Source organism: Cryobacterium sp. MDB2-A-1 (assembly GCF_004402675.1).
Taxonomy (GTDB): domain Bacteria; phylum Actinomycetota; class Actinomycetes; order Actinomycetales; family Microbacteriaceae; genus Cryobacterium; species Cryobacterium glucosi.
This window is the reverse complement of sequence record NZ_SOFK01000009.1, coordinates 23,068-47,952: the sequence shown is the minus strand read 5'-3', so window position 1 is coordinate 47,952 and position 24,885 is coordinate 23,068. Positions and strand designations below refer to the sequence as shown.

Here is a 24,885-nt window from a genome sequence, read left to right as displayed (position 1 = left end):
GCCTTCCCCATCCCCTCCTTCCCCGCCGTTGAGGTGGCTTCGTGAGACTCAGTGAATTCCGTCAGGCGTTGAAAGACGAATTCGGCGAGTCGTACGGTCGTGTGCTGACCCGCGACCTCGTGCTCACCTCGCTCGGGAACACCGCCGACCAGGCCCTGGCCGGCGGTGTTCCGGCGCGCGACGTCTGGCTCGCGCTGTGCGCGGAGACCGACGTGCCCAAGAGCCGTTGGTTCGGCGCAGGGGTGCCGGCGCCGCGCCCGTAGTCTTCCTCCGGACTTCGACGACGCACCCGTTTCGGCGCGTCGGTGCTCGAATACGTGTTCGACCTTTGGTAGGCTCCTCACCAGCAGGAGTCAGTGCAGAAGTGTCCACCGTCGTAGCGCTTCCCGATCAATGTCGGGGGTGCGGCGTACAGTCGCCTTCGTCAGTGACAGACAGCGAATGCCTTGTCCCAGAGCACGCACCGGGGTCCTCCCGGTGAGTGTTTCGCGACAGCCTATAGGCGCCGAAACGCACGACCGAAGGAGACCCACCATGGCATCAGCAGCAGACCGCGAGAAGGCGCTCGACACCGCGCTCGCCCAGATCGACCGCCAGTTCGGCAAGGGTTCGATCATGCGCCTCGGCAGCGACGACCGGGCACCGGTCGAAACCATTTCCACCGGTTCGATCGCACTGGACGTGGCCCTCGGCATCGGCGGGCTCCCGCGCGGGCGCATCGTCGAGATCTACGGTCCGGAGTCCTCCGGTAAGACCACGCTCACCCTGCACGCCATCGCCAATGCCCAGAAGGGCGGCGGCATCGCCGCGTTCATCGACGCCGAGCACGCGCTCGACCCTGATTACGCAAAGAAGCTCGGCGTCGACATCGATGCCCTCCTCGTCTCCCAGCCCGACACGGGGGAGCAGGCGCTCGAAATCGCCGACATGCTCGTGCGCAGCGGCTCGATCGACCTCATCGTCATCGACTCCGTCGCCGCCCTCGTGCCCCGCGCCGAGATCGAGGGCGAGATGGGCGACTCCCATGTCGGCCTCCAGGCCCGGCTGATGTCGCAGGCCCTCCGCAAGCTCACCGGCGGGCTCAGCCAGACCAACACCACGATGATCTTCATCAACCAGCTCCGCGAGAAGATCGGTGTCTTCTTCGGCAGCCCGGAAACCACCGCGGGCGGCAAGGCACTCAAGTTCTACGCCTCGGTTCGCCTCGACATCCGCCGGATCGAGACCCTGAAGGACGGCACAGAAGCCGTCGGTAACCGCACCAGGGTCAAGGTCGTCAAGAACAAGATGGCGCCGCCCTTCAAGCAGGCCGAGTTCGACATCATCTACGGCATCGGCATCTCCCGCGAGGGCAGCCTGATCGACTTCGGTGTCGAACAGGGAATCGTGAAGAAGTCCGGCGCCTGGTACACCTACGACGGCGACCAGCTCGGGCAGGGCAAGGAGAACTCCCGGAACTTCCTGCTGAAGAACCCGGACATGGCCAACGAGATCGAGAGCAAGATCCTCTTCAAGCTCGGCATCTCGCCGGAAGGCGCAGCCGCCAAGAAGGCCGCCGCCGCCGCGGAAGCTGCGACGGAGCTCGCCGCGAAGGAGGCCGCGACCGCTGCCCGCGCGGCGGCAGGGGACGACGTGACTCAGCCGAAGACCACCCAGGCCAGGCTCGCCGCCCGGAAGGGCGCGTAAGCATGGTGCACTTCGAACCCAAGGCCGAGCCGGACATCAAGCCGGCCGCCGCGGCGGCCACCGGAGCCACGGCCAAGCGTCGGGGCACTCTCGCGACGGTGAGCTACCTGCCGGGCGCCCAGGCATCCTCCTCTGCCGGGGACGTCTCCGAGGTTGACTCCGGCGGGGTCGCCTCGGGTGCGGTCGATACCGGAGACCTCGACCACGCCGTCGACCCGGACAGCGAACACGCCGAGCAGGTCCTCCTGCAGCGGCTTCGCGGTCGCTCGTTGTCCATCTCCGAGGCCCGCGGCGTGCTCGTCGGACTCGACCTTCCGGAGAGCGAGATCGAAGAGATCGTCGAACGGTTCATCCGCCTCGACTATCTCGACGAAGCGAAGCTCGCCGAGCAGATCGTTTACAGCCAGCACGAGCGCAAGGGCCTTGGGCGCTCCGGCGTCCAGGCCGAGATGCGCCGCCGCGGCCTCGACAAGGAGCTCATCGCGGAGACGCTCGACGCCATGCCCGACGACGAGACCGAACGGGCCATCGAGGTCGCGATCAAGCGCGTGCAGCAGCTGGGCCGCCTCGACGATCGCACCATCGATCGCCGGCTCAATGCATTTCTGATGCGCAAGGGTTACCCGTCCTCGGTCGTGCGCGAAGCGGTCCAGGCCGCGCTCGACTCGCGCAACGGCGGCGGCTCGTCCGGCGTGCGGTTCCAGTAGCCGAATCGGGAAGGTCCGGCGCGGTCGCGTAAACTGGAGTCACTATGACCCTGAGCACGAAGACCCTGATCGCCCCGTCGCCGGCGGCCCGCGACGACGACGGCCGGGCACGCACCTATGAGGTGCGCACCTTCGGCTGCCAGATGAACGTGCACGACTCCGAACGGCTGCGCGGTTCCCTCGAGGCGGCCGGGTACGTTCCCGCCGACGGGGCCGAAGCCGACATCGTCGTCCTCAACACCTGCGCGGTGCGCGAGAACGCCGACAACAAGCTCTACGGCAACCTCGGCCAGCTCGCGTCGATCAAACGGCGCCACGCGGGCATGCAGATCGCCGTCGGCGGCTGCCTCGCCCAGAAGGACAAGGACGTCATCCTTGGGAAGGCGCCGTGGGTCGACGTCGTCTTCGGAACCCACAACATGGGTGCGCTGCCGAGCCTGCTCGAACGCGCCCGGCACAACGGCGAGGCCCAGCTCGAGATCCTCGACGCCCTCGAGACCTTCCCCTCGACACTGCCGACCAAGCGCGACTCGAGCTACAGCGGCTGGGTCTCCATCTCCGTCGGCTGCAACAACACCTGCACCTTCTGCATCGTCCCCGCCCTGCGTGGCAAGGAGAAGGACCGTCGGCCGGGCGAGATCCTCGCCGAGATCCAGGCCCTCGTCGACGACGGAGCCATCGAGGTCACGCTGCTCGGCCAGAACGTCAACTCCTACGGCGTCGAATTCGGCGACCGCCTCGCCTTCGGCAAACTTCTCCGCGCCGCCGGGAAGATCGAGGGACTCGAGCGCATCCGCTTCACGAGCCCGCACCCCGCCGCGTTCACCGACGACGTCATCGAGGCCATGGCCGACACTCCCGCCGTGATGCCGCAGTTGCACATGCCGCTGCAGTCCGGTTCCGACCGGGTGCTCAAAGCCATGCGCCGGTCCTACCGATCCGAGCGTTTCCTCGGAATCCTCGACCGGGTTCGTGCGCGGATGCCCGATGCGGCGATCAGCACCGACATCATCGTCGGCTTCCCCGGCGAGACGGAGGAGGACTTCCAGGAGACCCTCCGTGTCGTCGAACGGGCACGGTTCGCGACGGCCTTCACCTTCCAGTACTCGATCCGCCCGGGCACACCGGCCGCGGAGATGGCCGACCAGGTGCCCAAGGAGATCGTCCAGGATCGGTACGAGCGCCTCGCAGTGCTTCAGGAACGCATCTCGTGGGAAGAGAACCAGGCCGTGATCGGCCGGGAGCTCGAACTGCTCGTCGCGAACGGGGAGGGCCGCAAGGACTCGGACACCCATCGGATGAGCGGGCGTGCGCCCGACAGCCGCCTCGTGCACTTCGACGTGCCGGACGGTTCGGAGCGCCCGCGTCCCGGGGACCTCGTCACGGTGACGGTGACCCAGGCCGCACCGTTCCACCTCATCGCCGACTCCCCGGACGGGGCGCCGCTGCGCATCCGCCGGACCACGGCCGGCGACGCCTGGGACCGTGCCGAGGCGGATGCCTGCGGCGTGCCGAGCCACGCCGGCACCTCCGCTGCTGGTTCCGTCTCGCTCGGGATGCCCACGCTCGGCCTTCGTCCCGCGGCCCCGCACGCCGCGTCGCACTCTGCCACGCCGCACTCTGCCACGCCGCATCCTGTTGCGGCCTCCGCCGCGGCCCAGGGCCCTGCTCCGGTGCCCGCCGTTCCGACCGCTTCCGGCCGGATCCCGGCGGTCAATGCCAGCTCGACGGTACCGATCTATGCCGTCGACGACGGTGAGCGCTAACCGGGTGCTTGTCGTCATCGTCGGACCGACCGGCACCGGCAAGAGCGAGCTCTCGCTCGACCTCGCCGAGAGCCTCAGGGCAGAGGGCACCCCGGCCGAAATCGTCAACGCGGACGCCATGCAGCTCTATCGCGGCATGGACATCGGCACCGCCAAGCTTGGAGCCGACGAGCAGCGGGGGATCCCGCACCACCTGCTCGACGTGCTCGCCGTGACCGACGAGGCCGCGGTCGCCCGTTACCAGACCGAGGCCCGTTCGTCGATCGAGGACATCGCCGCCCGCGGGGCCGTGCCCATCCTCGTCGGCGGATCCGGGCTCTACGTCTCCTCCGTGGTCTTCGACTTCCAGTTCCCGGCGACCGACCCGGTACTGCGCGCCCGGCTCGAGGCCGACCTGGTCGAGCAGGGCCCCGGCGTCCTCTATGCGCGCCTGAAGGTCGTCGACCCCGGCGCCGCCTCCCGGATCGGCGCGAGCAACGGCCGCCGCCTCGTGCGCGCGCTCGAGGTCGTCGAACTCACCGGAGCGCCGCACCTCGCCGCCCTACCGGGGGAGCCCGTGTACTGGCGTCCGGCCGTGACCCTCGGCCTGAGGGCGCCGCGCGAGGAACTCACCGCGCGCCTCGATGCCCGTGTCGACCGGATGTGGGCCGGCGGTCTCCTTGACGAGGTGCGGGGCCTCATCCCGGCCGGCCTCGAAACCGGGGTGACCGCGAGCCGCGCCATCGGCTACGCGCAGGCGCTCGGCCAGCTCAGCGGCCGGCTCAGCCAGGCCGAGGCGATCGAGCAGACCCAACAGCTCACCCGTCGCTACGCGCGCAGGCAGGTCAGCTGGTTCAAGCGCTCACAGGACACGCACTGGATCGACTACGACGCCCCCGACCGCGTCGAGGCTGCCCGCTCGCACCTCTGACCCGGAACCGATTCGACGGGGAGTGTGGGTCTGTGGTGCCCGGTCTGCTCCCTACACTGGTCTGATGGGCATCGATCTCAACTTCACCAAGGGCCAGGGCACGGGCAACGACTTCGTGTTGTTCGCCGATCCGGACGGGGAGATCGAGCTGACCCCGGCGCAGATCCGCGCGATCTGCGACCGCCGCTTCGGCATCGGCGCCGACGGCATCATCCGCGCGGTCCGCTCGCGCAGCCTCGAGGCCGGCGCCCCAGCCCTCGCGGAGGACGACCAGGCCGAGTGGTTCATGGACTACTGGAACGCCGACGGGACGCTCTCCGAGATGTGCGGCAACGGCATCCGTGTCTACGCCCGGTTCCTCGCCGAACAGGGCCTCGCCGACGTGCCCGGCGGGGACACCCTCGTCGTCGGAACGCGCGCGGGCGTCCGTGACGTGCAGCGGAACGCTGCGGGCTACCAGGTCGACCTGGGCCGCTGGCGGCTCGACGGCGGCGAACCGCTCGTCCGTGCCAGGAACCTCGCCGTCGCCCGGCCCGGTCTCGGGATCAACGTCGGCAACCCGCACGTCGTGGTCGCCCTCGCGGACCTCGGTGAACTCGAGAGCGCGGACCTCGGCTACATCCCGCAGCTCGACCCCGAACCGGCCGACGGGGCCAACGTCGAATTCGTGGTGCCGGGCGACCCCCTGGTCGTCGACGGCGTCGGACACATCCGGATGCGCGTCCACGAACGCGGCAGCGGCGAGACGCTCTCCTGCGGCACGGGAGCCGCAGCGGCCGCCCTCGCGACCCGGCACTGGGCGGGCGCGGGAGCCCCGAACCAGTGGCGCGTCGAGGTGACCGGCGGCACGCTCGGCGTGCGGATGTTCCCTGCAGAGGACGGCGAGCACGTCGCGCTCTCCGGGCCGGCCGAGCTCGTCTACGACGGCGTCTTCCGCCTCAACTGACCAAGGCCCCCAGGTCGGGGTTTCGCCCGTCCCTGCCGCGAGAGTACGAATATGGCCCCTTCGCGGTCCGCGAAAGGGCCATATCTCCGCTCTCGCGGAACCTTGCGGGCGCGGGCTCAGCGGGGGAGCGCTCTCGCGGTTAGAGGGTGGGGTCGCCGTGGCGCTTGACGCGGAGGACCCGGAAGCCCTTGCTGATCGCGAAGCGGGAGACCGCGAAGTCGTGCGGGAGTTCGCCGTCGAGCCAGCGCTGCAGGGAATCGGAGCCGAGGTTGCGCTGCACGACGAGCCAGGCATCCGAATCGGGTTCGAGGCGCGGTAGCCAGCCACTCAGCAGGTTGTGCAGCTCGTTCTTGCCGACCCGGATCGGCGGGTTCGACCAGATCGTGCGGAACTGCACGTGCGAGGGAACCTGGTCGGGTGTGACGGCCGTGATGTTCGTCAGCCCGAGCTTCTCGGCATTCAGCCGTACGAGGTCGAGGGCGCGCTCGTTGACGTCGACCGCCCAGATCGTGGCGCGCGGCGAAGCGAGCGCGAGGTGGAAGCTGATCGGACCCCAGCCGCAGCCGAGGTCGAGGAAGTCGCCCCCCGGCGGCGGCGCCGGCGTGTTCTCGAGGAGCACCTTGGTGCCCGTGTCGATGTGGTCGGGACTGAACACCGAATTGGCGGTCGTGACCTCCCGCGCCTGACCGCCCAGGTGCACGGTCACCTGCTGCAGCCTGAGCTTGCTGTCGGGGGCAGGGGTGAAGTAATGGTCGGAGGGCATAGAGGGAACCTACCGCTCTTCGAGGAAGTAAGGTTAAAGGAATGATTGAACCAGTTGAAACCCCGGACGACGACGTTGTGGCACGGGTCCTTGCCAGTGCCGATTCCAAGGCCGCCGGCTACTCCCTGTTCCGCAGCGGGAGCGCCCAGGCCCTCGACGCCGAGCCCCGCGCCGACGAACACGATGACGGCCATGACGGCGCCCAGCTCGACCGCGAAGACCGCAACGCCCTCCGCCGCGTTCCCAGCCTCTCCACCGAGCTCGAGGACGTCACCGAGGTCGAATACCGGCAGCTGCGCCTCGAGAACGTCATCCTGATCGGCCTCTACACCCAGGGCACCGTCGCGGACGCCGAGAACTCCATGCGCGAACTCGCTGCCCTCGCCGAGACCGCGGGCGCCACCGTGCTCGACGGCCTCATGCAGCGCCGCGCCACCCCGGACACGAGCACCTACCTCGGCAAGGGCAAGGCGCAGGAACTCGCCGGCATCGTCAAGGCGCTCGGCGCCGACACCGTCATCGCCGACACCGAACTCGCGCCCAGCCAGCGGCGCGCCCTCGAGGACGTCGTCAAGGTCAAGGTCATCGACCGCACCGCCACGATCCTCGACATCTTCAGCCAGCACGCCAAGAGCAGGGAGGGCAAGGCGCAGGTCGAACTCGCCCAGCTCGAATACCTGCTGCCCCGCCTCCGCGGCTGGGGTGACTCCATGTCGCGCCAGGCCGGTGGCCAGGTCGGCGGAACCGGTGCCGGAATGGGTTCCCGCGGCCCCGGCGAGACGAAGATCGAACTCGACCGTCGTCGCATCCACACCCGGATGTCCCGGCTGCGCAAGCAGATCCTGGCCATGAAGCCGGCCCGCGAGGCCAAGCGTGCCAACCGCAAGCGCAACGCCGTGCCCTCCGTCGCCATCGTCGGCTACACCAACGCCGGCAAGTCGAGCCTGCTCAACCGGATCACGCGGGCCGGCGTGCTCGTCGAGAACTCCCTCTTCGCCACGCTCGACGCGACCGTCCGGAAGTCGACAACGAGCGACGGCCGGCTGTACACGCTGACCGACACCGTCGGCTTCGTCCGCAACCTGCCGCACCAACTCGTCGAGGCCTTCCGGTCGACCCTTGAAGAGGTCGCCGACGCCGACGTCATCGTGCACGTCGTCGACGCCTCCCACCCCGACCCGGCGAGCCAGCTCGCGACGGTCCGCGAGGTCATCGGTGAGGTCGGCGCCCGGGAGATCCCTGAGCTCGTCGTCTTCAACAAGAGCGACCTCGTCACGGACGACGATCGTCTCGTGCTGCGCGGCCTCTGGCCGAAGGGCATCTTCGTCTCCACCCGCACGGGTGAGGGCGTCGACGAGGTGCTCGCCGCGATCGCCGGACTGCTTCCGCGCCCGTCCATCGAACTCGACCTGCTCATTCCCTACGAGCGTGGCGACCTGATCGCGATGCTGCACGCCCAGGGCACGGTGCTCACGACGGACTACGCCGAAACCGGCACCCGGGTGCGCGCCCTCGTCACGACGGAGATCCAGTCCCAGTTCGCACCGTTCGCCGTCGCACCGGCGGCCGCCGTGCCCGCCGTCGCAAGCTGAACCAGGTAACGAACGGTCACACTCGTGCAATCCGATTAAGGGATTGCTAGAGTTTTCTTCAATCGTTGCCGACGGATTTCTTCCGCCGGCATGGAGCGACAGCCGAGCCCGGCACCCGCCCGCGAACACCCGCCAGGGCTTTCTGGCGGTCCGCGGCCGCCCGGCCATTCAGTGCACACACTGGCTACTGTCGAATGAGGAATGAATGTCCACTCCAACGGACTCCGCCCGCACACGGCGCATCCCCTTTTCGTTCGAGCTGTATCCGCCGAAGACGGATGCCGCAGCATCCGCTCTCGCGAAGACGATCGACCATCTCGCAGCGGCGGGCCCCGACTTCCTCTCGGTCACCTACGGAGCCAACGGATCCTCACGCCGCTCCTCGCTCGACGTTCTCAGCCGAATCCTCCGCACGACGAACGTCGAAGCGATGGCCCACCTCACCTGCGTCGGCTCCACCCACGACGAGGCGAACCGGCTGATCCGCGAATTCCTCGACGCCGGAGTGCGCAGCTTCCTCGCCCTCCGCGGCGACCCCCCGGCAGGCACGAAGGAGGGCGAGGCGTTCCTCGGCGACTTCGGCAGCGCCGCCGAACTCGTGCAGCTCATCCACCGGGTTCAGGCCGAGAAGTCCCCGTACCGCGAGACGATCATCCCCGGTATCCCCGCCGCACGCGCCGTCAAGCCCGGCCACGAGAAGGTGCGGATCGCCGTTGCGGCGTTCCCGAACGGCCACCCCCGGTCACGTTCATCGGCGCAGGATATCGACACCCTGCTCGCCAAGCAGGCCGCGGGCGCGAACCTCGGCATCACCCAGCTCTTCTTCCACGCCGACCACTTCCTGAGCTTCGTCCAGCGCGCCAGGGAAGCCGGAGTGCTCTTCCCGATCCTGCCCGGCATCATGCCGGTGACCAGCCCGGCCAGGCTGCGGCGGATCATCGAACTCTCCGGTGAGCAGATGCCGGCAGACCTGTCCATCCGGCTCGAGATCGAACCGACCAAGGAAGGACAGCGTGAGATCGGCATCCAGCACGCCGTCGACCTCGCCAGCCAGGTGATCGCCGGGGGAGCGCCCGGTCTGCACCTCTACGCCTTCAATCAGCACGAGACCGTACTGGAGGTGCTCGACGGCTGCGGCCTGCTCGGCGCGCCGGCTCCGGTCCGGACGCCGACGGCACTGCCCACGATCGTGTAACCCGGCCTGGCGCCCCGCCCCGCCCCGGACGCCATCGCCGCTCCCGCTCCACCGACCGCCATACGGGCGCCTCGGGTTTCCGTCGCGCCCGAAAGCACCCTGCACGCCGCGGCATCCGCCCCACACACCACCCGCCAGCATCCGCTGCACCGCCCAACCGCAAAGGAAACGTTATGACCAGCACTGCCCCGTTCCCCGCAGGCACGATCCTCGGCTATCCGCGCATCGGCCCGCGCCGAGAACTCAAGAAGGCCGTCGAATCCTTCTGGGCCGGCACATCGAGCGCCGTCGAACTCGAGGCCGCTGCGGCCGGACTCCGTCAGGCCACCCGCGACCGCCTCGCCGCCCTCGGCCTCGGCCGCACCGACTCCGCCATCCCGGAGTCGTTCTCCTACTACGACCAGATGCTCGACGCGCTCTGCACGGTCGGCGCCGTGCCCGCCCGCTTCGCCGGACTCGTCGACGCCGACGGGCACATCGACCTCGCCGGATACTTCACCCTCGCCCGCGGCGAGGGGGACAGCCTCCCGCTCGAGATGACCAAGTGGTTCGACTCGAACTACCACTACCTCGTGCCCGAGATCGGACCGGAAACGGAGTTCTCCCTCTCGAGCGACCGGATCGTGCGCGAATTCGAGGAGGCACGCGCCGCCGGCTTCCTGACCCGGCCCGTCATCGTCGGCCCGGTCACGTTCCTGCTGCTCAGCAAGCCGAGCGACGAAGCCCCTGCGGGCTTCGAGCCCCTCGACCGGCTCGATGACCTCATTCCGGTGTACGCGATCCTGCTGCAGCGCCTCTCCGACGCCGGTGCCGAGTGGGTGCAGCTCGACGAACCCGGCCTCGTCAGCGAGAGCATCCACGTGCCCCGCGCCGAGACCCTCAGCGCCGTGCAGTGGGCGTACGGGACCCTCGGGCACCTCGCCCAGCGTCCGGCGATCTTCGTCGCTGCCCCCTACGGCAGCCTCGACGACGCCCTGCCCGTGCTCGCCGGCGCACCGATCGAGGCCATCGGCCTTGATCTCGTCCGCGGCACGCTCCCCGAGACCGCCCCAGGGCTGGACGGGAAGACCCTCGTCGCCGGTGTCATCGACGGGCACAACATCTGGCGCGGTGACCTGGCGGATGCCTTCGCTCAGGTCACCGGGGCCGGCGCACTGTCGCCGCGGATCGCCGTCTCGACCTCGACGAGCCTCCAGCACGTCCCGCACACCGTCGCGGACGAGACCGCGCTCGGCGCCGAACTCGTGAGCTGGCTCGCATTCGCCGACGAGAAAGTCGGCCAGGTTGTGACCCTCGCCCGCGGCCTGGCCGACGGACGGGAGGCCATCAGCGCCGAACTGGACGCTGCGACCGGCGCACTCGCCTCCCGCAGCGCCGCCCCCGGCGTCCGCGACGGTGCCGTGAGGGCCCGTGCCGCGGAGCTCACCGACGCCTCGTACAGCCGAGGGGTTTACGCCGACAGGCTCGCCGCCCAGGAGGCCGCACTCGCGCTGCCCTTCCTGCCGACGACGACCATCGGCTCCTTCCCGCAGACCGGGGAGATCCGCCGTGCCCGCGCCCGTTTCCTCACCGGAGTGCTCAGCGACGCCGAATACCGCGACCTGATGCGCGCGGAGATCGCCAGGGTCGTCGCCCTGCAGGAGGAGATCGGCCTCGACGTGCTCGTGCACGGCGAACCCGAGCGCAACGACATGGTGCAGTACTTCGCCGAGAACCTCGACGGCTTCGCGGTCACCGAGAACGGCTGGGTCCAGTCCTACGGCAGCCGCTGCACCCGCCCGTCCATCCTGTGGGGCGATGTCTCCCGCCCGAAGCCGATCACCGTCGACTGGTCGACCTACACGCAGGGGCTGACGGCGAAGCCGGTCAAGGGCATGCTGACCGGCCCGGTCACCATCCTCGCCTGGTCCTTCGTGCGCGACGACCAGCCCCTCGGCGAGACGGCGCGCCAGGTCGCCCTCGCCCTCCGCGACGAGATCGCCGACCTCGAGGCCGCCGGAATCGGCATCATCCAGGTCGACGAGCCGGCCCTGCGCGAACTGCTTCCGCTCAAGAAGGCCGGCCACGCAGACTACCTCGACTGGTCCGTCGGCTCGTTCCGGCTCGCGACCGCCGGGGTGCGGGACGCCACCCAGATCCACACCCACCTCTGCTACTCCGAGTTCGGTGTCGTGCTCGAGGCGATCCGCGCTCTCGACGCCGACGTGACGAGCATCGAGGCGGCCCGCTCCCGGATGGAGGTCGTGACGGACATTCAGGCCAATGGCTTCGACCACGGCATCGGCCCGGGCGTCTACGACATCCACTCACCGCGGGTGCCGGGCGTTGCCGAGCTGACGGAGCTGCTCGACCGTGCCGTCGCCGCCATCCCGGCCGGTCAGGTCTGGGTGAACCCGGATTGCGGGCTCAAGACCCGCGGCTACGCGGAGACGGTCGAGTCTCTCGGAAACATGATCGAGGCGACCCGCATCGTGCGCGCCCGCCTCGCCGCAGGCGTGCCCGCCCTCGCCTGATCCTCCTCGCGGCGAACACCCGCCGCGCGAGACGCGCCGTGTGCGCCGCTTCGCGCCAGGCTTGCCTGGCGCGAAGCGGCGCAGTTGGCGCGCTCGGGGGATCTACAGGGAGCTACAGGGAACGCAGGACGGCGACGATCTTGCCGAGGATCTCGGCGTGGTCACCGAGGATCGGCTCGAAGTTGGTGTTCCTCGGCAGCAGCCAGGTGTGGCCGTCACGCTGCCGGAAGACCTTCACCGTCGCCTCGCCATCGAGCATCGCGGCGACGATCTCGCCGTTCTCCGCGGTCTTCTGCTGGCGGACGACGACCCAGTCGCCGTCCATGATCGCGGCGTCGATCATCGATTCGCCGACGACCTTGAGCATGAACAGCTCGCCCTTGCCGACGAGCTGGCGCGGGAGCGGGAAGATCTCGTCGACCTGCTGGTCGGCCATGATCGGAACACCGGCCGCGATCCGCCCGACGAGCGGCACCATTGCCGCGTCGCCCACCGGGGTACCCTGCTGGAAGTTCTCGGCGGCGCCGGCCGCGGTGTCCTCCGGCGACTGCGGCAGCTCGATCAGGACCTCGAGCGCCCGGGGCCGGTTCGGGTCCCTGCGCAGGTAGCCGCTCAGCTGGAGCTGGTTGAGCTGGTGGGTGACGCTCGACAGCGACGACAGGCCCACGGCGTCACCGATCTCCCGCATGCTCGGCGGATAGCCGCGCTGGCCGACAGAGCGCTGGATCACGTCCATGATCGCGCGCTGCTTGTCGCTGAGGCTCTTCCTCCGACGTGTTCCGCCTCGTTCGGGGGAACTGCCGGCGAACGGGGTCACGCTGTCCGGGGTCTCGCTGTCCGGGGTCACGCTGTCCTGGGTCACGATGTCGCTCCTGTCGGTGGCGGTGGGCGGTGGCGGGCGGTCGCCCCGGTGGATGCCGTGAGGCGACCGTATCCGAATGTCAGTGGTCGCTGGTTGAGTTCACACCAGTCAATCGAAACTGTAACCAGCCTGGGGCGAAGTGCAGACATTCATTCGAGTGTGTCGTGTACTTCACCCCAATAATAACCGGAGAAAGTCTTGATTGTTCGAACAATCGAATATATATTCGGAACATAGCTTCGTATCCGGCTCTCCCGGCCGAGAGCCGGATACGAATACACAGGAGGCAGACATGAGCACAACAATCGAGCTGGTCCCGGGGGCGCACACCCGGCTGCGCATCACCCGGCGCGGTCGTGCCGTGCTGACCGCGATCGCCGGCGTCCCCCTCGTCGTCGGCGCGCTTGCCCTCGCCCTCAACGGCGGCCTCGCCGCCGCAGACGGCAGCACCTTGAGCGGCAGCGGCATGAGCGCCGACGCGGGTGGAAGTGCGACGACCTTCGACTACGTCACGATCCAGTCGGGCCAGTCGTTGTGGCAGCTTGCCGAGCGCATCGCCCCTTCTGCCGATCCGCGCGAGGTCATCGCCGAGATCGTCAACCTGAACCAGCTGCCCTCCGAGAGCGTGCAGCCGGGCCAGCGCTTGGCTCTCCCTGCCGAATACTGAGCAAGCCGGATACTGAGCAAGCCGGATACTGAACCACCGGAGTACTGAGCAAGCCAAATACTGAACCACGGGCAATATGACCCGCCGGTGCTGAGGCCCATCGGTAACATGGGGGGAGTGACCAGTCTCAACGACCTGCCCCTCCGCGACAATCTTCGCGGGCTCACTCCCTATGGGGCGCCGCAGCTGCACGTGCCGGTCGCGCTCAACGTGAATGAGAACACCCACGGCATCCCCGAGGACGTGGCCGTCGACATCGCCGCAGCACTGGCCGCCGCTATCCGGGGGATCAACCGGTACCCGGACCGGGAATTCACGGAACTGCGCGAGGCGATGGCCCGCTACCTCGGACACGGTCTCACCCGTCAGAACATCTGGGCGGCCAACGGCTCCAACGAGGTTCTCCAGCAGGTGCTGCAGGCCTTCGGCGGGCCGGGACGCACCCTCCTCGGTTTCGCCCCCACCTATTCGATGTACCCGTTGCTCGCCTCGGGAACCGGAACCCGCTGGGTCGCCGGTGACCGCGACGCCGACTTCGAACTCACCCCGGAACGCGCCGTCGACTGGGTCAACCGGGTCAATCCCGACCTCGTCTTCCTGTGCTCCCCGAACAACCCGACCGGCACCCCGCTCTCTCTCGACGTGATCGCCGCCGTCTACGACGCCTGTGACGGCATCGTGGTCGTCGACGAGGCCTACGCCGAATTCGCTCCGGTGGGGACGGCATCCGCTCTCACCCTGCTGCCCGGCAGGGAACGCCTGCTGGTCTCCCGCACGATGAGCAAGGCCTTCGCATTCGCCGGGGCCCGGGTGGGCTACCTCGCCGCCGACCCGGCCGTGACGGATGCGCTGCGGCTCGTGCGCCTGCCGTACCACCTCTCCGCGCTGACCCAGGCCGCGGCCGTCGCCGCTTTCGCGCACACGCCGGAGATGCTGCGCATGGTCGACGACATCCGCGGCCAGCGCGACCGCCTCGTCACCGAGCTGCACCGGCTGGGCTACCGCCCCTTGCGGAGCTGGAGCAATTTCGTGCTGTTCGGCGGGGTCTCCGACCCGCGCGGAACCTTCGAGGCGCTGCTCGCCGAGGGCATCCTCGTGCGCGACGTCGGGATCCCCGGCCACCTGCGGGTCACGGCCGGCACCGAGCGCGAGACGAGCGTATTCCTCGACGCCCTCGAAGCACTGGGCCACGCGTAACCGCCCGGGCCAATAAACTAGCCGCATGAGCTCACAGTCACCGGCCGCACAGTCATCGACCGCACAGGCCCGCATCGCGCACCTGCAGCGGGAGACGAGCGAGTCGAGCATCGACCTGACGATCAACCTCGACGGCACCGGCGTCTCCGACATCCACACCTCGGTGCCGTTCTACGACCACATGCTCACCGCGTTCGCCAAGCACTCGCTGACCGACCTCACCGTGCGGGCGTCGGGGGACATCGAGATCGACGTGCACCACACCGTCGAAGACGTCGCCATCGTGCTCGGACTCGCCATCCGGCAGGCGCTCGGAGACAAGTCCGGCATCTCCCGCTACGGCGACGCGCTCGTGCCCCTCGACGACGCCCTCGCCCAGGCTGTCGTCGACATCTCCGGCCGCCCGTACCTCGTGCACACCGGGGAGCCTGCCGGCTTCGAGTTCCACCTCATCGGCGGACACTTCACCGGCTCGATGGTGCGCCACGTCTTCGAGGCGATCGCATTCAACGCGGCCCTCACCGTGCACGTCACCGTGCTCGGCGGCCGCGACCCGCACCACATCGCCGAGGCCGAATTCAAGGCCTTCGCCCGCGCCTTCCGCCAGGCCAAGGCCTACGACCCGCTCGTCTCCGGCATCCCCTCGACCAAGGGCGCCCTGTGACGAGCGTCGTCGTCTTCGACTACGGCACCGGCAACGTGCACTCGGCCGTCAAAGCCCTCGAACTCGCCGGCGCCGACGTGACCCTGACGAGCGACCGCCGCACCGCCCTCGAGGCTTCCGGCCTCGTCGTGCCCGGCGTCGGAGCGTTCAGCGCCGTGATGAGCGCCCTCACCGCCGTGCGCGGCGACGAGATCGTCGACCGCCGCATCGCCGGGGGACGGCCGGTGCTCGGCATCTGCGTCGGCATGCAGGTCCTGTTCGAGCACGGCGTCGAACGCGGCTCGGACACCGAGGGACTCGGCGAATGGCCCGGCACCGTCGCCCAGCTGCCCGCCAAGATCCTGCCGCACATGGGCTGGAACACCGTCACCCCCGACCCGGACTCGCGCCTCTTCGCCGGCATCGAGGACGAGCGGTTCTACTTCGTGCACTCCTTCGCCGCCCAGGAGTGGACGCTCGAGGTCACGCCGCCGTTCCCGCGGCCCCGGCTCACCTGGGCGGAACACGGCAGACCGTTCCTCGCCGCTGTCGAGAACGGACCGCTCTCCGCGACCCAGTTCCACCCGGAGAAATCGGGTGAGGCCGGCATCCGCCTGCTGAAGAACTGGATCGGTACCCTGCGGGACTGACCGTCCCCTCTCGCTTTTGTTCGGCGGCCCGGCCGCACCCATCCCTGATCTGAGGACTACCGTGACTGAAACCACCCCCCGCCTCGTCCTGCTCCCGGCTGTCGACGTCGCAGACGGCAAGGCCGTGCGCCTCACCCAGGGCGAGGCCGGGACCGAGACCAACTACGGCGACCCCGTCGACGCCGCCCTCGACTGGGCGAGGCAGGGCGCCGAGTGGATCCACCTCGTCGATCTCGACGCGGCCTTCGGGCGCGGCACGAACACCGACGTGATCAGCCGGGTCATCCGCGAGGTCTCCGGAGTCAAGATCGAACTGTCCGGCGGGATCCGCGACGACGCCTCCCTGCAGGCGGCGCTCGGCGCGGGCGTCAGCCGGATCAACCTCGGCACGGCGGCCCTGGAGAACCCGGACTGGGCTGCCCGCGTGATCGCCGAACACGGTGACCAGGTCGCCGTCGGCCTGGACGTGCGCGGCACGACCCTTGCCGCCCGCGGTTGGACGAAGGAAGGCGGCGACCTCTGGGAGGTGCTCGCCCGCCTCGAGGAAGCGGGCTGCTCCCGTTACGTCGTGACCGACGTCACCAAGGACGGTACTCTGCAGGGTCCGAACCTCGACCTGCTCCGGCAGGTGCTCGCGCACACCGACCGTCCCGTCGTCGCCTCCGGCGGCATCTCGAGCCTGGCCGACCTCGTCGCCCTGCGCGAGCTGGTCCCGCTCGGACTCGAGGGCGCGATCGTGGGCAAGGCGCTCTACGCCGGCGCCTTCACCCTCGGTGAGGCCCTGGATGTCGCCGGCCGTTAATCTCGGATCGACCGGCCTCCCCGGGGGCCCAGAAGGCCAGGGAGGCCCCGGTCGCGCCAGCGTCCCTGCCGACTCCGCCGGGCAGCCCTGGGCCGGCCGTGCCTTCGAAGCCAACGACCACGCCGACGACGACGGATCGGCCCCGCTCGACCTCCTCGCCGCCCTCGCCCGCTACCGCGACAGGGAGTCCGGGGAGGAGGCCGTCGTCGACGCGATCCGCTCGTCCCGGCTGCTGATCCCGCTCGTGACGGCGCTCGGCGACTCCGGGCACACCGACGCCGGTCTCCTCGTCGACAAGACCCAGGAACTCTCGGTCATCACGGTCGCCGGACCGGACGGTCGGAACGTGCTCCCGGTGTTCACCTCGGCCGAAGCCATGGCCGCGTGGAACAGTGCGGCGCGGCCGGTGCCGGCCGACGGCATCCGGATCGCCCTCGCCGCGGCACAGGAGAACACCGACCTCGTCGTGCTCGACCCGACCGCGCCGACCGAATATGTCGTGCGGAGGCCGGCCCTGTGGGCGATCGCGCAAGGCCAGCCCTGGACGCCGAGCTACGCGAGCCGCGCCGTCGCCGACGCCTTCGCGGCGTCGATCACGAGCGAGCTGAGCGTGCTCGGCGTCGCGCTCTCCGCCGGCGACCCGCTCGGCCGGCTCGCCGGGCCAGAGCTCGTGGTGCGCCTCGAGCTCGTCGACGGCCTGACCCGCGCCGAACTCGACGCGACGCTCGCCCGGCTCGCCGCGCGGTGGTCGGCGAGCGACACGATCGCCACCCAGGTCGATTCCCTGCGCGTGCAGCTCGCCGCGTCACGCTGACCGGGCCGGTCGCTGGGGCCGATTGTCAGGGGTGGGCGGGAAGATGGAGAGATGACCGAGGTCCTGCAGAGATTCTCGCCCGCCACCCGGGCCTGGTTCGGCCAGGCCTTCGCCGCGCCGACCGAGGCCCAGCTCGGCGCCTGGGACGCCATCTCCCGTGGCTCGCACGCGCTCGTCGTGGCCCCGACCGGCTCGGGCAAGACCCTCGCGGCCTTCCTGTGGGCCATCGACCGGCTGGCGACGCCGGCCCCTGAGTCTTCCGCGGCCACGGATGCCGCAGGGACGGTCGCCGCCCCGCTGCCGCGCACCCGGGTGCTCTACATCTCCCCGCTCAAAGCGCTCGGCGTCGACGTGGAACGGAACCTCCGCGCTCCGCTCGTCGGCATCACCCAGGCGGCGGCCCGGCTCGGCTTCCCTCCGGTCACGGTGACCGTCGGCGTGCGCTCGGGTGATACCCCGGCCGCCGACCGGCGCAGCCTCGTCAAGACGCCCCCCGACATCCTGATCACGACCCCCGAGTCGCTCTTCCTGATGCTCACCTCCGCCGCCCGTGACTCCCTGCGGGGTGTCGACACCGTCATCATCGACGAGGTGCACGCCGTTGCGTCGAGCAAGCGCGGCGCCCACCTCGCCGTCTCTCTCGAACGCCTCGACGAGCTGCTCGCGCGGCCAGCGCAGCGGATCGGTCTCTCTGCGACCGTCCGCCCGGCCGCGGAGGTCGCCCGGTTCCTCGGCGGCGCCGCCCCCGTGCAGATCGTCAATCCTGCCGCGGGCAAGCGCTTCGACCTCCGCGTCGTCGTCCCCGTCGACGACATGACGCAGCTGGGCCCCGTTCCCGAACGGGAGGGGTCGACAGCGGCCGCCGCGCCGCAGGCCGGTTCGATCTGGCCGCACGTCGAAGAAGCCATTGTCGACGAGGTGCTCGCGCATTCCTCGTCCATCGTCTTCGCGAACTCGCGCCGCCTTGCCGAGCGACTGACCGCGCGCTTCAACGAGATCTACGCCGGGCGCCTGGCGGATGCCGCGGAGCAGGCCGCGGGCGAGCTCGCGCCGGTCGGGGCAGGGGTCGCACCGGCATCCGCTGCCGAGGGCGCTGCAGCGGGCGCAGCCCGTGCGGGCTCAGTCGGTGAAGGCTCAGCACGCGGTTCAGCGGGCCCTGCACGGCCGCCGGCAGACCTGATGGGAGCGAGCGGCCAGAGCGCAGGGGCCGAGCCCCTGCTCGCCCGCGCGCACCACGGCTCGGTGAGCAAGGAACAGCGTTCGATGATCGAGGAGGACCTCAAGGCCGGGCGGCTGCGCTGCGTCGTCGCGACGTCGAGCCTCGAACTCGGCATCGACATGGGTGCCGTCGACCTCGTCGTGCAGGTCGAGTCTCCGCCCTCTGTCGCGAGCGGGCTGCAGCGGGTCGGCCGCGCCGGGCACCAGGTCGGCGAGATCTCCCGCGGCGTCATCTACCCCAAGCACCGTGCCGACCTCATCCACGCCGCCGTCGCCGCCGAGCGGATGGTCGCCGGACTGATCGAGTCGATCGCGGTGCCATCGAACCCGCTCGACATTCTCGCCCAGCAGACCGTCGCGGCGGTGGCGCTCGAGCCGATCCAGGCCGAGGACTGGTTCGACATCGTGCGCCGCAGCGCCCCATTCCAGGGCCTGCCCCGCTCGGCATACGAGGCAACGCTCGACCTCCTGGCCGGGCGGTACCCCTCCGACCAGTTCGCCGAGCTCCGCCCCCGGATCGTCTGGGACCGCGACACCGGCCTGCTCACCGGGCGTCCCGGCGCGCAGCGCCTCGCCGTCACAAGCGGCGGCACCATTCCCGACCGCGGGCTTTTCGGCGTCTTCATGGTCGGCGGCGAGCAGACCACAGGGCGTCGTGTCGGCGAACTCGACGAGGAGATGGTCTACGAATCCCGGGTCGGCGACGTCTTCGCACTCGGCACGACGAGCTGGCGGATCCAGGAGATCACCCACGACCGGGTGCTCGTGCTCCCGGCGTTCGGCGAGCCGGGGCGGCTGCCGTTCTGGAAGGGTGACGGCCTGGGCCGGCCGGCGGAACTCGGCGAGGCCGTCGGCGCCTTCGTCCGGGAGGTCTCCGCGTTGCCGGAGGCCGCCGCCCGGGTCCGCTGCGCGGCCGGGGGGCTCGATGAGCGCGCCGCGAACAACCTCCTGGTCTTCCTCGCCGACCAGCGCGCGGCCACCGGCCAGCTGCCGACCGACCGCACCCTCGTCGTCGAACGGTTCCGCGACGAACTCGGCGACTGGCGGGTGATCCTGCATTCCGCATACGGCATGCAGGTGCACGCGCCGTGGGCGCTCGCGGTCGCCGCCCGGGTGCGGGAACGCTACGGGCTCGACGGCGGGTGCGTCGCAAGCGACGACGGAATCGTCGCGCGCATCCCCGACACCGACGCCGAACCGCCCGGCGCCGAACTCTTCGTCTTCGAGGCGGAGGAGATCGAGCAGCTCGTGACCGATGAGGTCGGCGGCTCCGCCCTCTTCGCCGCCCGGTTCCGTGAGTGCGCCGCCCGCGCCCTGCTGCTCCCGAAGTACAACCCCGGCACCCGGTCGCCGCTCTGGCAGCAGCGGCAGAAGGCCGCCCAGCTGCTCGAGGTCGCCCGCACGTTCCCCACTTTCCCGATCATCCTCGAGACCGTGCGGGAATGCCTGCAGGACGTGTACGACCTGCCGGCCCTGCTCGACCTCACCCGCAAGATCAACAGCCGCACGATCCGCCTCGTCGAGACCCGCACGGAGACCCCGAGCCCCTTCGCGAGCACCCTGCTCTTCGGTTACGTCGCCGCGTTCATGTATGAGGGCGACTCACCGCTCGCCGAGCGCCGGGCCACGGCGCTGTTCCTCGACTCGAGCCTCCTCGCGGAGCTGCTCGGCAGGGTCGAACTGCGAGAGCTCCTCGACCCCGCCGTGATCGAGCAGACGGATGCCGAACTCCAGCGCCTGCCCGCCGACCGGCACGCGCGGGGCGTCGAGGGTATCGCCGACCTCCTCCGCCAGCTCGGGCCCCTCACGACCGAGGAGGTCGCCGCCCGGCTCGATACCCAGGACGACCCCGACGCCGAAACCGGCCTGCTCGAGCTCGTCGCCGCACGCAGGGCACTCAGGGCCGGGTTCGCCGGCCGCCAGTGGTGGGCCGTGATCGAGGACGCCAGCCGGCTTCGCGACGCCCTCGGCGTTCCGGTGCCGCTCGGGGTGCCCGCCGCCTTCACCGAGGCCGTGCCAGACCCGCTCGGCGACCTGGTCAGCCGGTACGCGCGGACGCACGGCCCGTTCACGGTGGCGGATGTCGCCGACCGCTTCGGTCTCGGTCCGGTCGTCGCCCTCGGGGCGCTGCGACGTCTCGCCGGCACCCGCCGGGTGATCGAGGGCGAGTACCGGCCGCACGGCACCGGCAGCGAATGGTGCGACGCCGAGGTTCTGCGCCGACTCCGCAGGCGGTCCCTCGCGGCGCTCCGCCACGAGGTCGAGCCCGTCGATCAAATCACGATGGGCCGGTTCCTGCCGTCCTGGCAACATGTAGGCGGACGGCTGCGCGGCGTCGACGGCGTCGCATCCGTCATCGAACAGCTCGAGGGGGCCCGCATCCCGGCGTCCGCCTGGGAATCGCTCGTGCTGCCCGCCCGGGTGAGCGACTACCGGCCGGCGATGCTGGACGAACTCACCAACGCGGGCGAGGTGCTCTGGGCGGGGGCAGGCACCCTCGCGGGCAACGACGGCTGGATCAGCCTGTACCTCGCCGAGACCGCCGCGCTCACCCTGCCGCCGCCAGCCCTCGTCGAGACCACGGAGCTGCAGCGCGAGGTGCTCGCGACCCTCGGCGGCGGGGGAGGGTTCTTCTTCCGGCAGCTCGCCGACGCGGTCGGCAGCCAGGACGACGTGCTCCTCGCCGACGCCCTCTGGGACCTGGTCTGGGCCGGCCTCGTCGGCAACGACACCTTCGCCCCGGTGCGGGCGCTGCTTTCCGGAGGCCGCACGGCGCACAGCACCCGGAGGGCGGTGCCTCGGGCACGCCTGCACGGCGGCCGCGGGTTTGCCCGGTCGGCGATGCCGTTGCGCGGCGGACCGCCGACGGTGTCCGGCCGCTGGTCGATCGTGCCTGTCGCCGACGATTCACCCACCCGCCGCGCCCATGCCCTCGGCGAGACCCTGCTCGAACGCTACGGGGTCGTCACCCGCGGCGCCGTCGTGGGGGAGGGCGTCACCGGCGGCTTCGCGCTCGTCTACCGCACCCTGAGCGGCTTCGAGGAATCCGGCCGCTGCCGGCGCGGCTACTTCATCGACGGGCTCGGCGCCGCACAGTTCGCGACCGCCGGAACGATCGACCGGTTGCGTTCCTTCACCGAGTCGGAGTCCGGCGCGCACGGTGGCCGGGGAGCGGGTCCCGCCGCGGCAGGGCAGGGGGCGCCGGTCGTCGTCACGCTCGCCGCGACCGACCCGGCCAACCCGTACGGGGCCGTGCTGCCGTGGCCGGCCCTGCCGGCCGGCACCACTCACCGTGCTGCCCGGAAGGCCGGCGCGATCGTCGTGCTCGTCGACGGCGCCCTCGCGCTCTACGTCGAACGCGGCGGCAAGACCGTGCTCGCCTTCGACGGAAGCCAGGTCGGAGGGGCCGACGATGTCGACGCCGGCGCCGTGCCGGCGGGTAACCGCGCCGATGCCGACGATGCCGTTGGTGCTGCCATCGGTGCCGACGTCGCCGCCGCCCGTGACGCACTCTTCGCGGCCGCGGCCGGTGCCCTCGCCGCCACGGTGACGAGCGGCCGGATCGCCAAACTCGGCGTCGAGACGGTCAATGGCGCCTTCGTGATCGGCACCCCGTTCGGCCGCGCGCTCCAGGCCGCCGGATTCGGCGTGACGCCGAAGGGACTGAAGCTGCATGCCTGAGGCCGACCGTGCCTGAGGGCGACACCGTCTGGCTGACCGCGCACAACCTCGACACGGCGCTGCGCGGGGCCGTCCTGACCCGCTGCGACATCCGCGTGCCGGCCTATGCGACCGTCGATCTCACCGGCGACACCGTGCACGAGGTCACGAGTCGCGGCAAACACGTGCTGATCCGGGTGGGGGAGGCCAGCATCCATTCACACCTGAAGATGGAGGGCGCCTGGCACCTCTACCGGCACGGCTCGGCCTGGAAGCGGCCGGCCTTCCAGGCCAGGGCCGTGCTCGAGACGGCCGACTGGATCGCGGTCGGCTTCGAACTCGGGGTGCTCGAGGTGTTGCCCATCGGGGAGGAAGGCGCCAGGCTCGACTACCTCGGCCCCGACCTGCTCGGCGCCGACTGGGACCCCGCCGAGGCCGTGCGCCGCCTGGAGGACCGGCCCGAGCGTCCGATCGCGGTCGCACTCGCCGACCAGGCGAACCTCGCGGGTCTCGGCAACGAGTACGTGAACGAGCTCTGCTTCCTGCGGGGCGTGCTGCCCACCCGGCCGGTGGCCGACGTGACGGATGTCGCCGGTCTCGTCGACCTCGCGCACCGGCTGATCGTCGCGAACCGCGGCAGAACCGACCGAATCACCACGGGTTCCGCCCGCCGCGGCGAACAGTCCTGGGTCTACGGCCGTGCCGGCCGGCCCTGCCGACGCTGCGGCACCCGCATCCGCCAGGGCACGCTCGGCCGCTCTGAGCTCGAGCAGCGGGTCACCTACTGGTGTCCCCGCTGCCAGACCTGACGTGCCGGCTCAGGTGTCGCATATCGACGTTCGCGGGTCGCGGGAACGTCGATATGCGACACCTCAGGGAAGGGTGATCGGGCTAGTTGACCGGGCCGGTGTACTTCTCGCCTGGGCCCGCGCCGATCGGGTCCGGGATCGCGGAGGCCTCGCGGAACGCGAGCTGCAGCGAACGCAGCCCGTCGCGCAGGCTCCGCGCGTGCATGTCGGCGATGTCGGGGGCGGCCGCCGTCACGAGCCCGGCGAGGGCGTTGATGAGCTTCCGGGCCTCGTCGAGGTCGATCTGCGTGTCGGGGTCGTCGGCGAGCCCGCACTTCACCGCAGCGGCGCTCATCAGGTGCACGCACGCCGTCGTGATGATCTCCACGGCGGCCACATCGGCGATATCGCGGGTTTCCTGGCTGGCATCCTGGCTTGTGCTACTGGTCACTGCATTCCTCTGTTAGACTCGTCCGGGCTCCGAGGTATTTATCTCGGTACGAAAGTGGATAATCTCCCACCCGCGCATACCGCTTCACAAAGGTTACCGGGTTGTTTGCACTCCGCCGTCGTGGCACTGGAAACAGTGGCGCGAAGGTAGACAGGGTGCCGTACGCAGTGTTTGAGCAATAACGCTCCACCATTTCGCACGCGATTTTCCTCTCTTCGTCGCCAGGCGGCATCCGTTGCCTGGCTGTAGTCACGATGCATGAGAGAAGGAGAGACGCATCAGCGATCCCCGTACAAATGACCGTATCCGCGTCCCTGAAGTCCGTCTTGTCGGCCCCGCCGGCGAGCAGATCGGGGTCGTGGCCATTGACGTCGCACTGCGCATGGCACAGGAGGCGGATCTGGACCTCGTCGAGGTTGCCCCTACCTCCAAGCCGCCGGTCGCAAAGATCATGGACTACGGCAAGTTCAAGTACGAGGCTGCGCAGAAGGCCAAGGAGGCCCGGCGCAACCAGGCGAACACCATTCTTAAGGAAGTTCGGTTCCGCCTCAAGATTGACACGCACGACTACGAGACCAAGCGCAAACGCGCCGAAGGCTTCCTCAAGGCCGGCGACAAGGTCAAGGCCATGATTCTTTTCCGTGGCCGTGAACAGTCCCGTCCCGACCAGGGCGTACGACTGCTCCAAAGATTTGCCGAGGATGTCGCGGAATTCGGTTCGGTCGAATCGAGCCCGACTATCGACGGTCGAAACATGGTCATGGTGATTGGCCCACTGAAGAACAAATCAGAGGCCAAGGCAGAGGCCAATGCACATAGAGCTGCTGATAAGGCAGCGAAACAGGAGGAAAAAAATGCCTAAGATGAAGACCCACTCCGGGACTAAGAAGCGCTTCAAGGTAACCGGCAGCGGCAAGATCATGAAGCAGCAGGCCGGTTTGCGCCACAACCTCGAGGTCAAGAGCACCCAGCGCAAGTCCCGCCTGAACCACGACCAGGTGTTGGCCAAGGCCGACGCCAAGGTCATCAAGAAGCTTCTCGGTCGCTAGACCCCG

Annotated in this window: 22 protein-coding genes; 19 read left to right on the top strand and 3 right to left on the bottom strand. The window is 69.8% G+C overall.

Annotated features, from left to right (window positions below):
* Positions 1–41: 41 nt before the first annotated feature.
* The 6 genes from E3O39_RS00945 to dapF all read left to right on the top strand — a co-directional run bounded on the left by E3O39_RS00945 (position 42) and on the right by dapF (position 6,015).
* A complete protein-coding gene (locus E3O39_RS00945) occupies positions 42–263 on the top strand; it encodes a DUF3046 domain-containing protein (RefSeq protein ID WP_134446951.1) in 222 nt (73 codons plus the stop codon).
* A gap of 271 nt (positions 264–534) precedes the next feature.
* Positions 535–1,686, top strand: a complete 1,152-nt coding sequence (recA, locus tag E3O39_RS00940; RefSeq protein ID WP_134446953.1) for a recombinase RecA — start codon at positions 535–537, stop codon at positions 1,684–1,686.
* A 2-nt stretch (positions 1,687–1,688) separates the two neighbouring features.
* The gene (locus tag E3O39_RS00935) at positions 1,689–2,393 is read left to right on the top strand and encodes a regulatory protein RecX (protein WP_134446955.1); all 705 of its coding nucleotides are present in this window, start codon (positions 1,689–1,691) and stop codon (positions 2,391–2,393) included.
* Positions 2,394–2,437: 44 nt separating this feature from the next.
* Positions 2,438–4,159, top strand: coding sequence for a tRNA (N6-isopentenyl adenosine(37)-C2)-methylthiotransferase MiaB (gene miaB / locus E3O39_RS00930; RefSeq protein WP_134446958.1), 1,722 nt, complete (start codon positions 2,438–2,440; stop codon positions 4,157–4,159).
* Positions 4,134–5,069, top strand: a complete 936-nt coding sequence (gene miaA, locus E3O39_RS00925) for a tRNA (adenosine(37)-N6)-dimethylallyltransferase MiaA (protein WP_134446960.1) — start codon at positions 4,134–4,136, stop codon at positions 5,067–5,069. The genes miaB and miaA overlap by 26 nt, the downstream gene beginning before the upstream one ends.
* A gap of 64 nt (positions 5,070–5,133) precedes the next feature.
* The gene (gene dapF / locus E3O39_RS00920) at positions 5,134–6,015 is read left to right on the top strand and encodes a diaminopimelate epimerase (RefSeq protein WP_134446962.1); all 882 of its coding nucleotides are present in this window, start codon (positions 5,134–5,136) and stop codon (positions 6,013–6,015) included.
* Positions 6,016–6,154: 139 nt separating this feature from the next.
* On the opposite strand, the gene E3O39_RS00915 is transcribed toward dapF, so the two are convergent.
* Positions 6,155–6,778: a class I SAM-dependent methyltransferase gene (locus E3O39_RS00915; protein ID WP_134446963.1), complete on the bottom strand. Its 624-nt coding sequence runs from the start codon at positions 6,776–6,778 to the stop codon at positions 6,155–6,157.
* Positions 6,779–6,819: 41 nt separating this feature from the next.
* On the opposite strand from E3O39_RS00915, the gene hflX reads away from it, so the two are divergent.
* The 3 genes from hflX (at position 6,820) to metE (ending at position 12,078) form a co-directional block, all read left to right on the top strand.
* Complete coding sequence (gene hflX / locus E3O39_RS00910) at positions 6,820–8,370, top strand: GTPase HflX (protein WP_134446965.1); 1,551 nt, start codon at positions 6,820–6,822, stop codon at positions 8,368–8,370.
* Positions 8,371–8,575: 205 nt separating this feature from the next.
* The gene (locus E3O39_RS00905) at positions 8,576–9,565 is read left to right on the top strand and encodes a methylenetetrahydrofolate reductase (protein WP_134446967.1); all 990 of its coding nucleotides are present in this window, start codon (positions 8,576–8,578) and stop codon (positions 9,563–9,565) included.
* 173 nt (positions 9,566–9,738) lie between these two features.
* Positions 9,739–12,078, top strand: a complete 2,340-nt coding sequence (gene metE / locus E3O39_RS00900) for a 5-methyltetrahydropteroyltriglutamate--homocysteine S-methyltransferase (RefSeq protein ID WP_134446969.1) — start codon at positions 9,739–9,741, stop codon at positions 12,076–12,078.
* Positions 12,079–12,190: 112 nt separating this feature from the next.
* Here the strand turns inward: metE and lexA are convergent, their stop codons facing one another.
* Positions 12,191–12,814, bottom strand: a complete 624-nt coding sequence (gene lexA / locus E3O39_RS00895; RefSeq protein WP_241975417.1) for a transcriptional repressor LexA — start codon at positions 12,812–12,814, stop codon at positions 12,191–12,193.
* A 418-nt stretch (positions 12,815–13,232) separates the two neighbouring features.
* On the opposite strand from lexA, the gene E3O39_RS00890 reads away from it, so the two are divergent.
* From E3O39_RS00890 to E3O39_RS00855, 8 genes are all read left to right on the top strand, one after another.
* Positions 13,233–13,607, top strand: a complete 375-nt coding sequence (locus E3O39_RS00890; RefSeq protein ID WP_134446971.1) for a LysM peptidoglycan-binding domain-containing protein — start codon at positions 13,233–13,235, stop codon at positions 13,605–13,607.
* A 117-nt stretch (positions 13,608–13,724) separates the two neighbouring features.
* Positions 13,725–14,804, top strand: coding sequence for a histidinol-phosphate transaminase (locus E3O39_RS00885; RefSeq protein ID WP_370294541.1), 1,080 nt, complete (start codon positions 13,725–13,727; stop codon positions 14,802–14,804).
* A 25-nt stretch (positions 14,805–14,829) separates the two neighbouring features.
* Positions 14,830–15,468 carry an imidazoleglycerol-phosphate dehydratase HisB gene (hisB, locus tag E3O39_RS00880; protein ID WP_134446973.1) on the top strand — a complete coding sequence of 213 codons (639 nt, stop codon included), beginning with the start codon at positions 14,830–14,832 and terminating at the stop codon, positions 15,466–15,468.
* Positions 15,465–16,097: an imidazole glycerol phosphate synthase subunit HisH gene (gene hisH, locus E3O39_RS00875; protein WP_134446975.1), complete on the top strand. Its 633-nt coding sequence runs from the start codon at positions 15,465–15,467 to the stop codon at positions 16,095–16,097. Before hisB ends, hisH begins: the two co-directional genes overlap by 4 nt.
* Positions 16,098–16,158: 61 nt before the next feature.
* Positions 16,159–16,899, top strand: a complete 741-nt coding sequence (gene priA / locus E3O39_RS00870; RefSeq protein ID WP_134446977.1) for a bifunctional 1-(5-phosphoribosyl)-5-((5-phosphoribosylamino)methylideneamino)imidazole-4-carboxamide isomerase/phosphoribosylanthranilate isomerase PriA — start codon at positions 16,159–16,161, stop codon at positions 16,897–16,899.
* Entirely contained in the window at positions 16,883–17,713 is an 831-nt protein-coding gene (locus E3O39_RS00865; RefSeq protein ID WP_134446978.1) for an SseB family protein, read from the top strand. Before priA ends, E3O39_RS00865 begins: the two co-directional genes overlap by 17 nt.
* 51 nt (positions 17,714–17,764) lie before the next feature.
* Positions 17,765–22,612, top strand: coding sequence for an ATP-dependent helicase (locus E3O39_RS00860; protein ID WP_134446980.1), 4,848 nt, complete (start codon positions 17,765–17,767; stop codon positions 22,610–22,612).
* An 8-nt stretch (positions 22,613–22,620) separates the two neighbouring features.
* On the top strand, positions 22,621–23,400 hold the full coding sequence (locus tag E3O39_RS00855; RefSeq protein WP_134446982.1) for a DNA-formamidopyrimidine glycosylase family protein: 780 nt from the start codon (positions 22,621–22,623) through the stop codon (positions 23,398–23,400).
* A gap of 82 nt (positions 23,401–23,482) precedes the next feature.
* Here the strand turns inward: E3O39_RS00855 and E3O39_RS00850 are convergent, their stop codons facing one another.
* Positions 23,483–23,830 carry a DUF1844 domain-containing protein gene (locus E3O39_RS00850; protein ID WP_134446984.1) on the bottom strand — a complete coding sequence of 116 codons (348 nt, stop codon included), beginning with the start codon at positions 23,828–23,830 and terminating at the stop codon, positions 23,483–23,485.
* A 277-nt stretch (positions 23,831–24,107) separates the two neighbouring features.
* Between E3O39_RS00850 and infC the strand changes: the two genes are divergently transcribed.
* The gene (gene infC / locus E3O39_RS00845) at positions 24,108–24,692 is read left to right on the top strand and encodes a translation initiation factor IF-3 (RefSeq protein WP_134446986.1); all 585 of its coding nucleotides are present in this window, start codon (positions 24,108–24,110) and stop codon (positions 24,690–24,692) included.
* Positions 24,685–24,879, top strand: coding sequence for a 50S ribosomal protein L35 (gene rpmI, locus E3O39_RS00840; RefSeq protein ID WP_134446988.1), 195 nt, complete (start codon positions 24,685–24,687; stop codon positions 24,877–24,879). Before infC ends, rpmI begins: the two co-directional genes overlap by 8 nt.
* Positions 24,880–24,885: the final 6 nt, after the last annotated feature.

Coding starts and splice junctions, on each gene's coding strand:
- recA (WP_134446953.1), top strand. CDS start 535: ATGGCATCAGCAGCAGACCGCGAGAAGGCGCTCGACACCGCGCTCGCC.
- E3O39_RS00935 (WP_134446955.1), top strand. CDS start 1,689: ATGGTGCACTTCGAACCCAAGGCCGAGCCGGACATCAAGCCGGCCGCC.
- miaB (WP_134446958.1), top strand. CDS start 2,438: ATGACCCTGAGCACGAAGACCCTGATCGCCCCGTCGCCGGCGGCCCGC.
- miaA (WP_134446960.1), top strand. CDS start 4,134: ATGCCGTCGACGACGGTGAGCGCTAACCGGGTGCTTGTCGTCATCGTC.
- dapF (WP_134446962.1), top strand. CDS start 5,134: ATGGGCATCGATCTCAACTTCACCAAGGGCCAGGGCACGGGCAACGAC.
- E3O39_RS00915 (WP_134446963.1), bottom strand. CDS start 6,778: ATGCCCTCCGACCATTACTTCACCCCTGCCCCCGACAGCAAGCTCAGG.
- hflX (WP_134446965.1), top strand. CDS start 6,820: ATGATTGAACCAGTTGAAACCCCGGACGACGACGTTGTGGCACGGGTC.
- E3O39_RS00905 (WP_134446967.1), top strand. CDS start 8,576: ATGTCCACTCCAACGGACTCCGCCCGCACACGGCGCATCCCCTTTTCG.
- metE (WP_134446969.1), top strand. CDS start 9,739: ATGACCAGCACTGCCCCGTTCCCCGCAGGCACGATCCTCGGCTATCCG.
- lexA (WP_241975417.1), bottom strand. CDS start 12,814: ATGGACGTGATCCAGCGCTCTGTCGGCCAGCGCGGCTATCCGCCGAGC.
- E3O39_RS00890 (WP_134446971.1), top strand. CDS start 13,233: ATGAGCACAACAATCGAGCTGGTCCCGGGGGCGCACACCCGGCTGCGC.
- hisB (WP_134446973.1), top strand. CDS start 14,830: ATGAGCTCACAGTCACCGGCCGCACAGTCATCGACCGCACAGGCCCGC.
- E3O39_RS00865 (WP_134446978.1), top strand. CDS start 16,883: ATGTCGCCGGCCGTTAATCTCGGATCGACCGGCCTCCCCGGGGGCCCA.
- E3O39_RS00860 (WP_134446980.1), top strand. CDS start 17,765: ATGACCGAGGTCCTGCAGAGATTCTCGCCCGCCACCCGGGCCTGGTTC.
- rpmI (WP_134446988.1), top strand. CDS start 24,685: ATGCCTAAGATGAAGACCCACTCCGGGACTAAGAAGCGCTTCAAGGTA.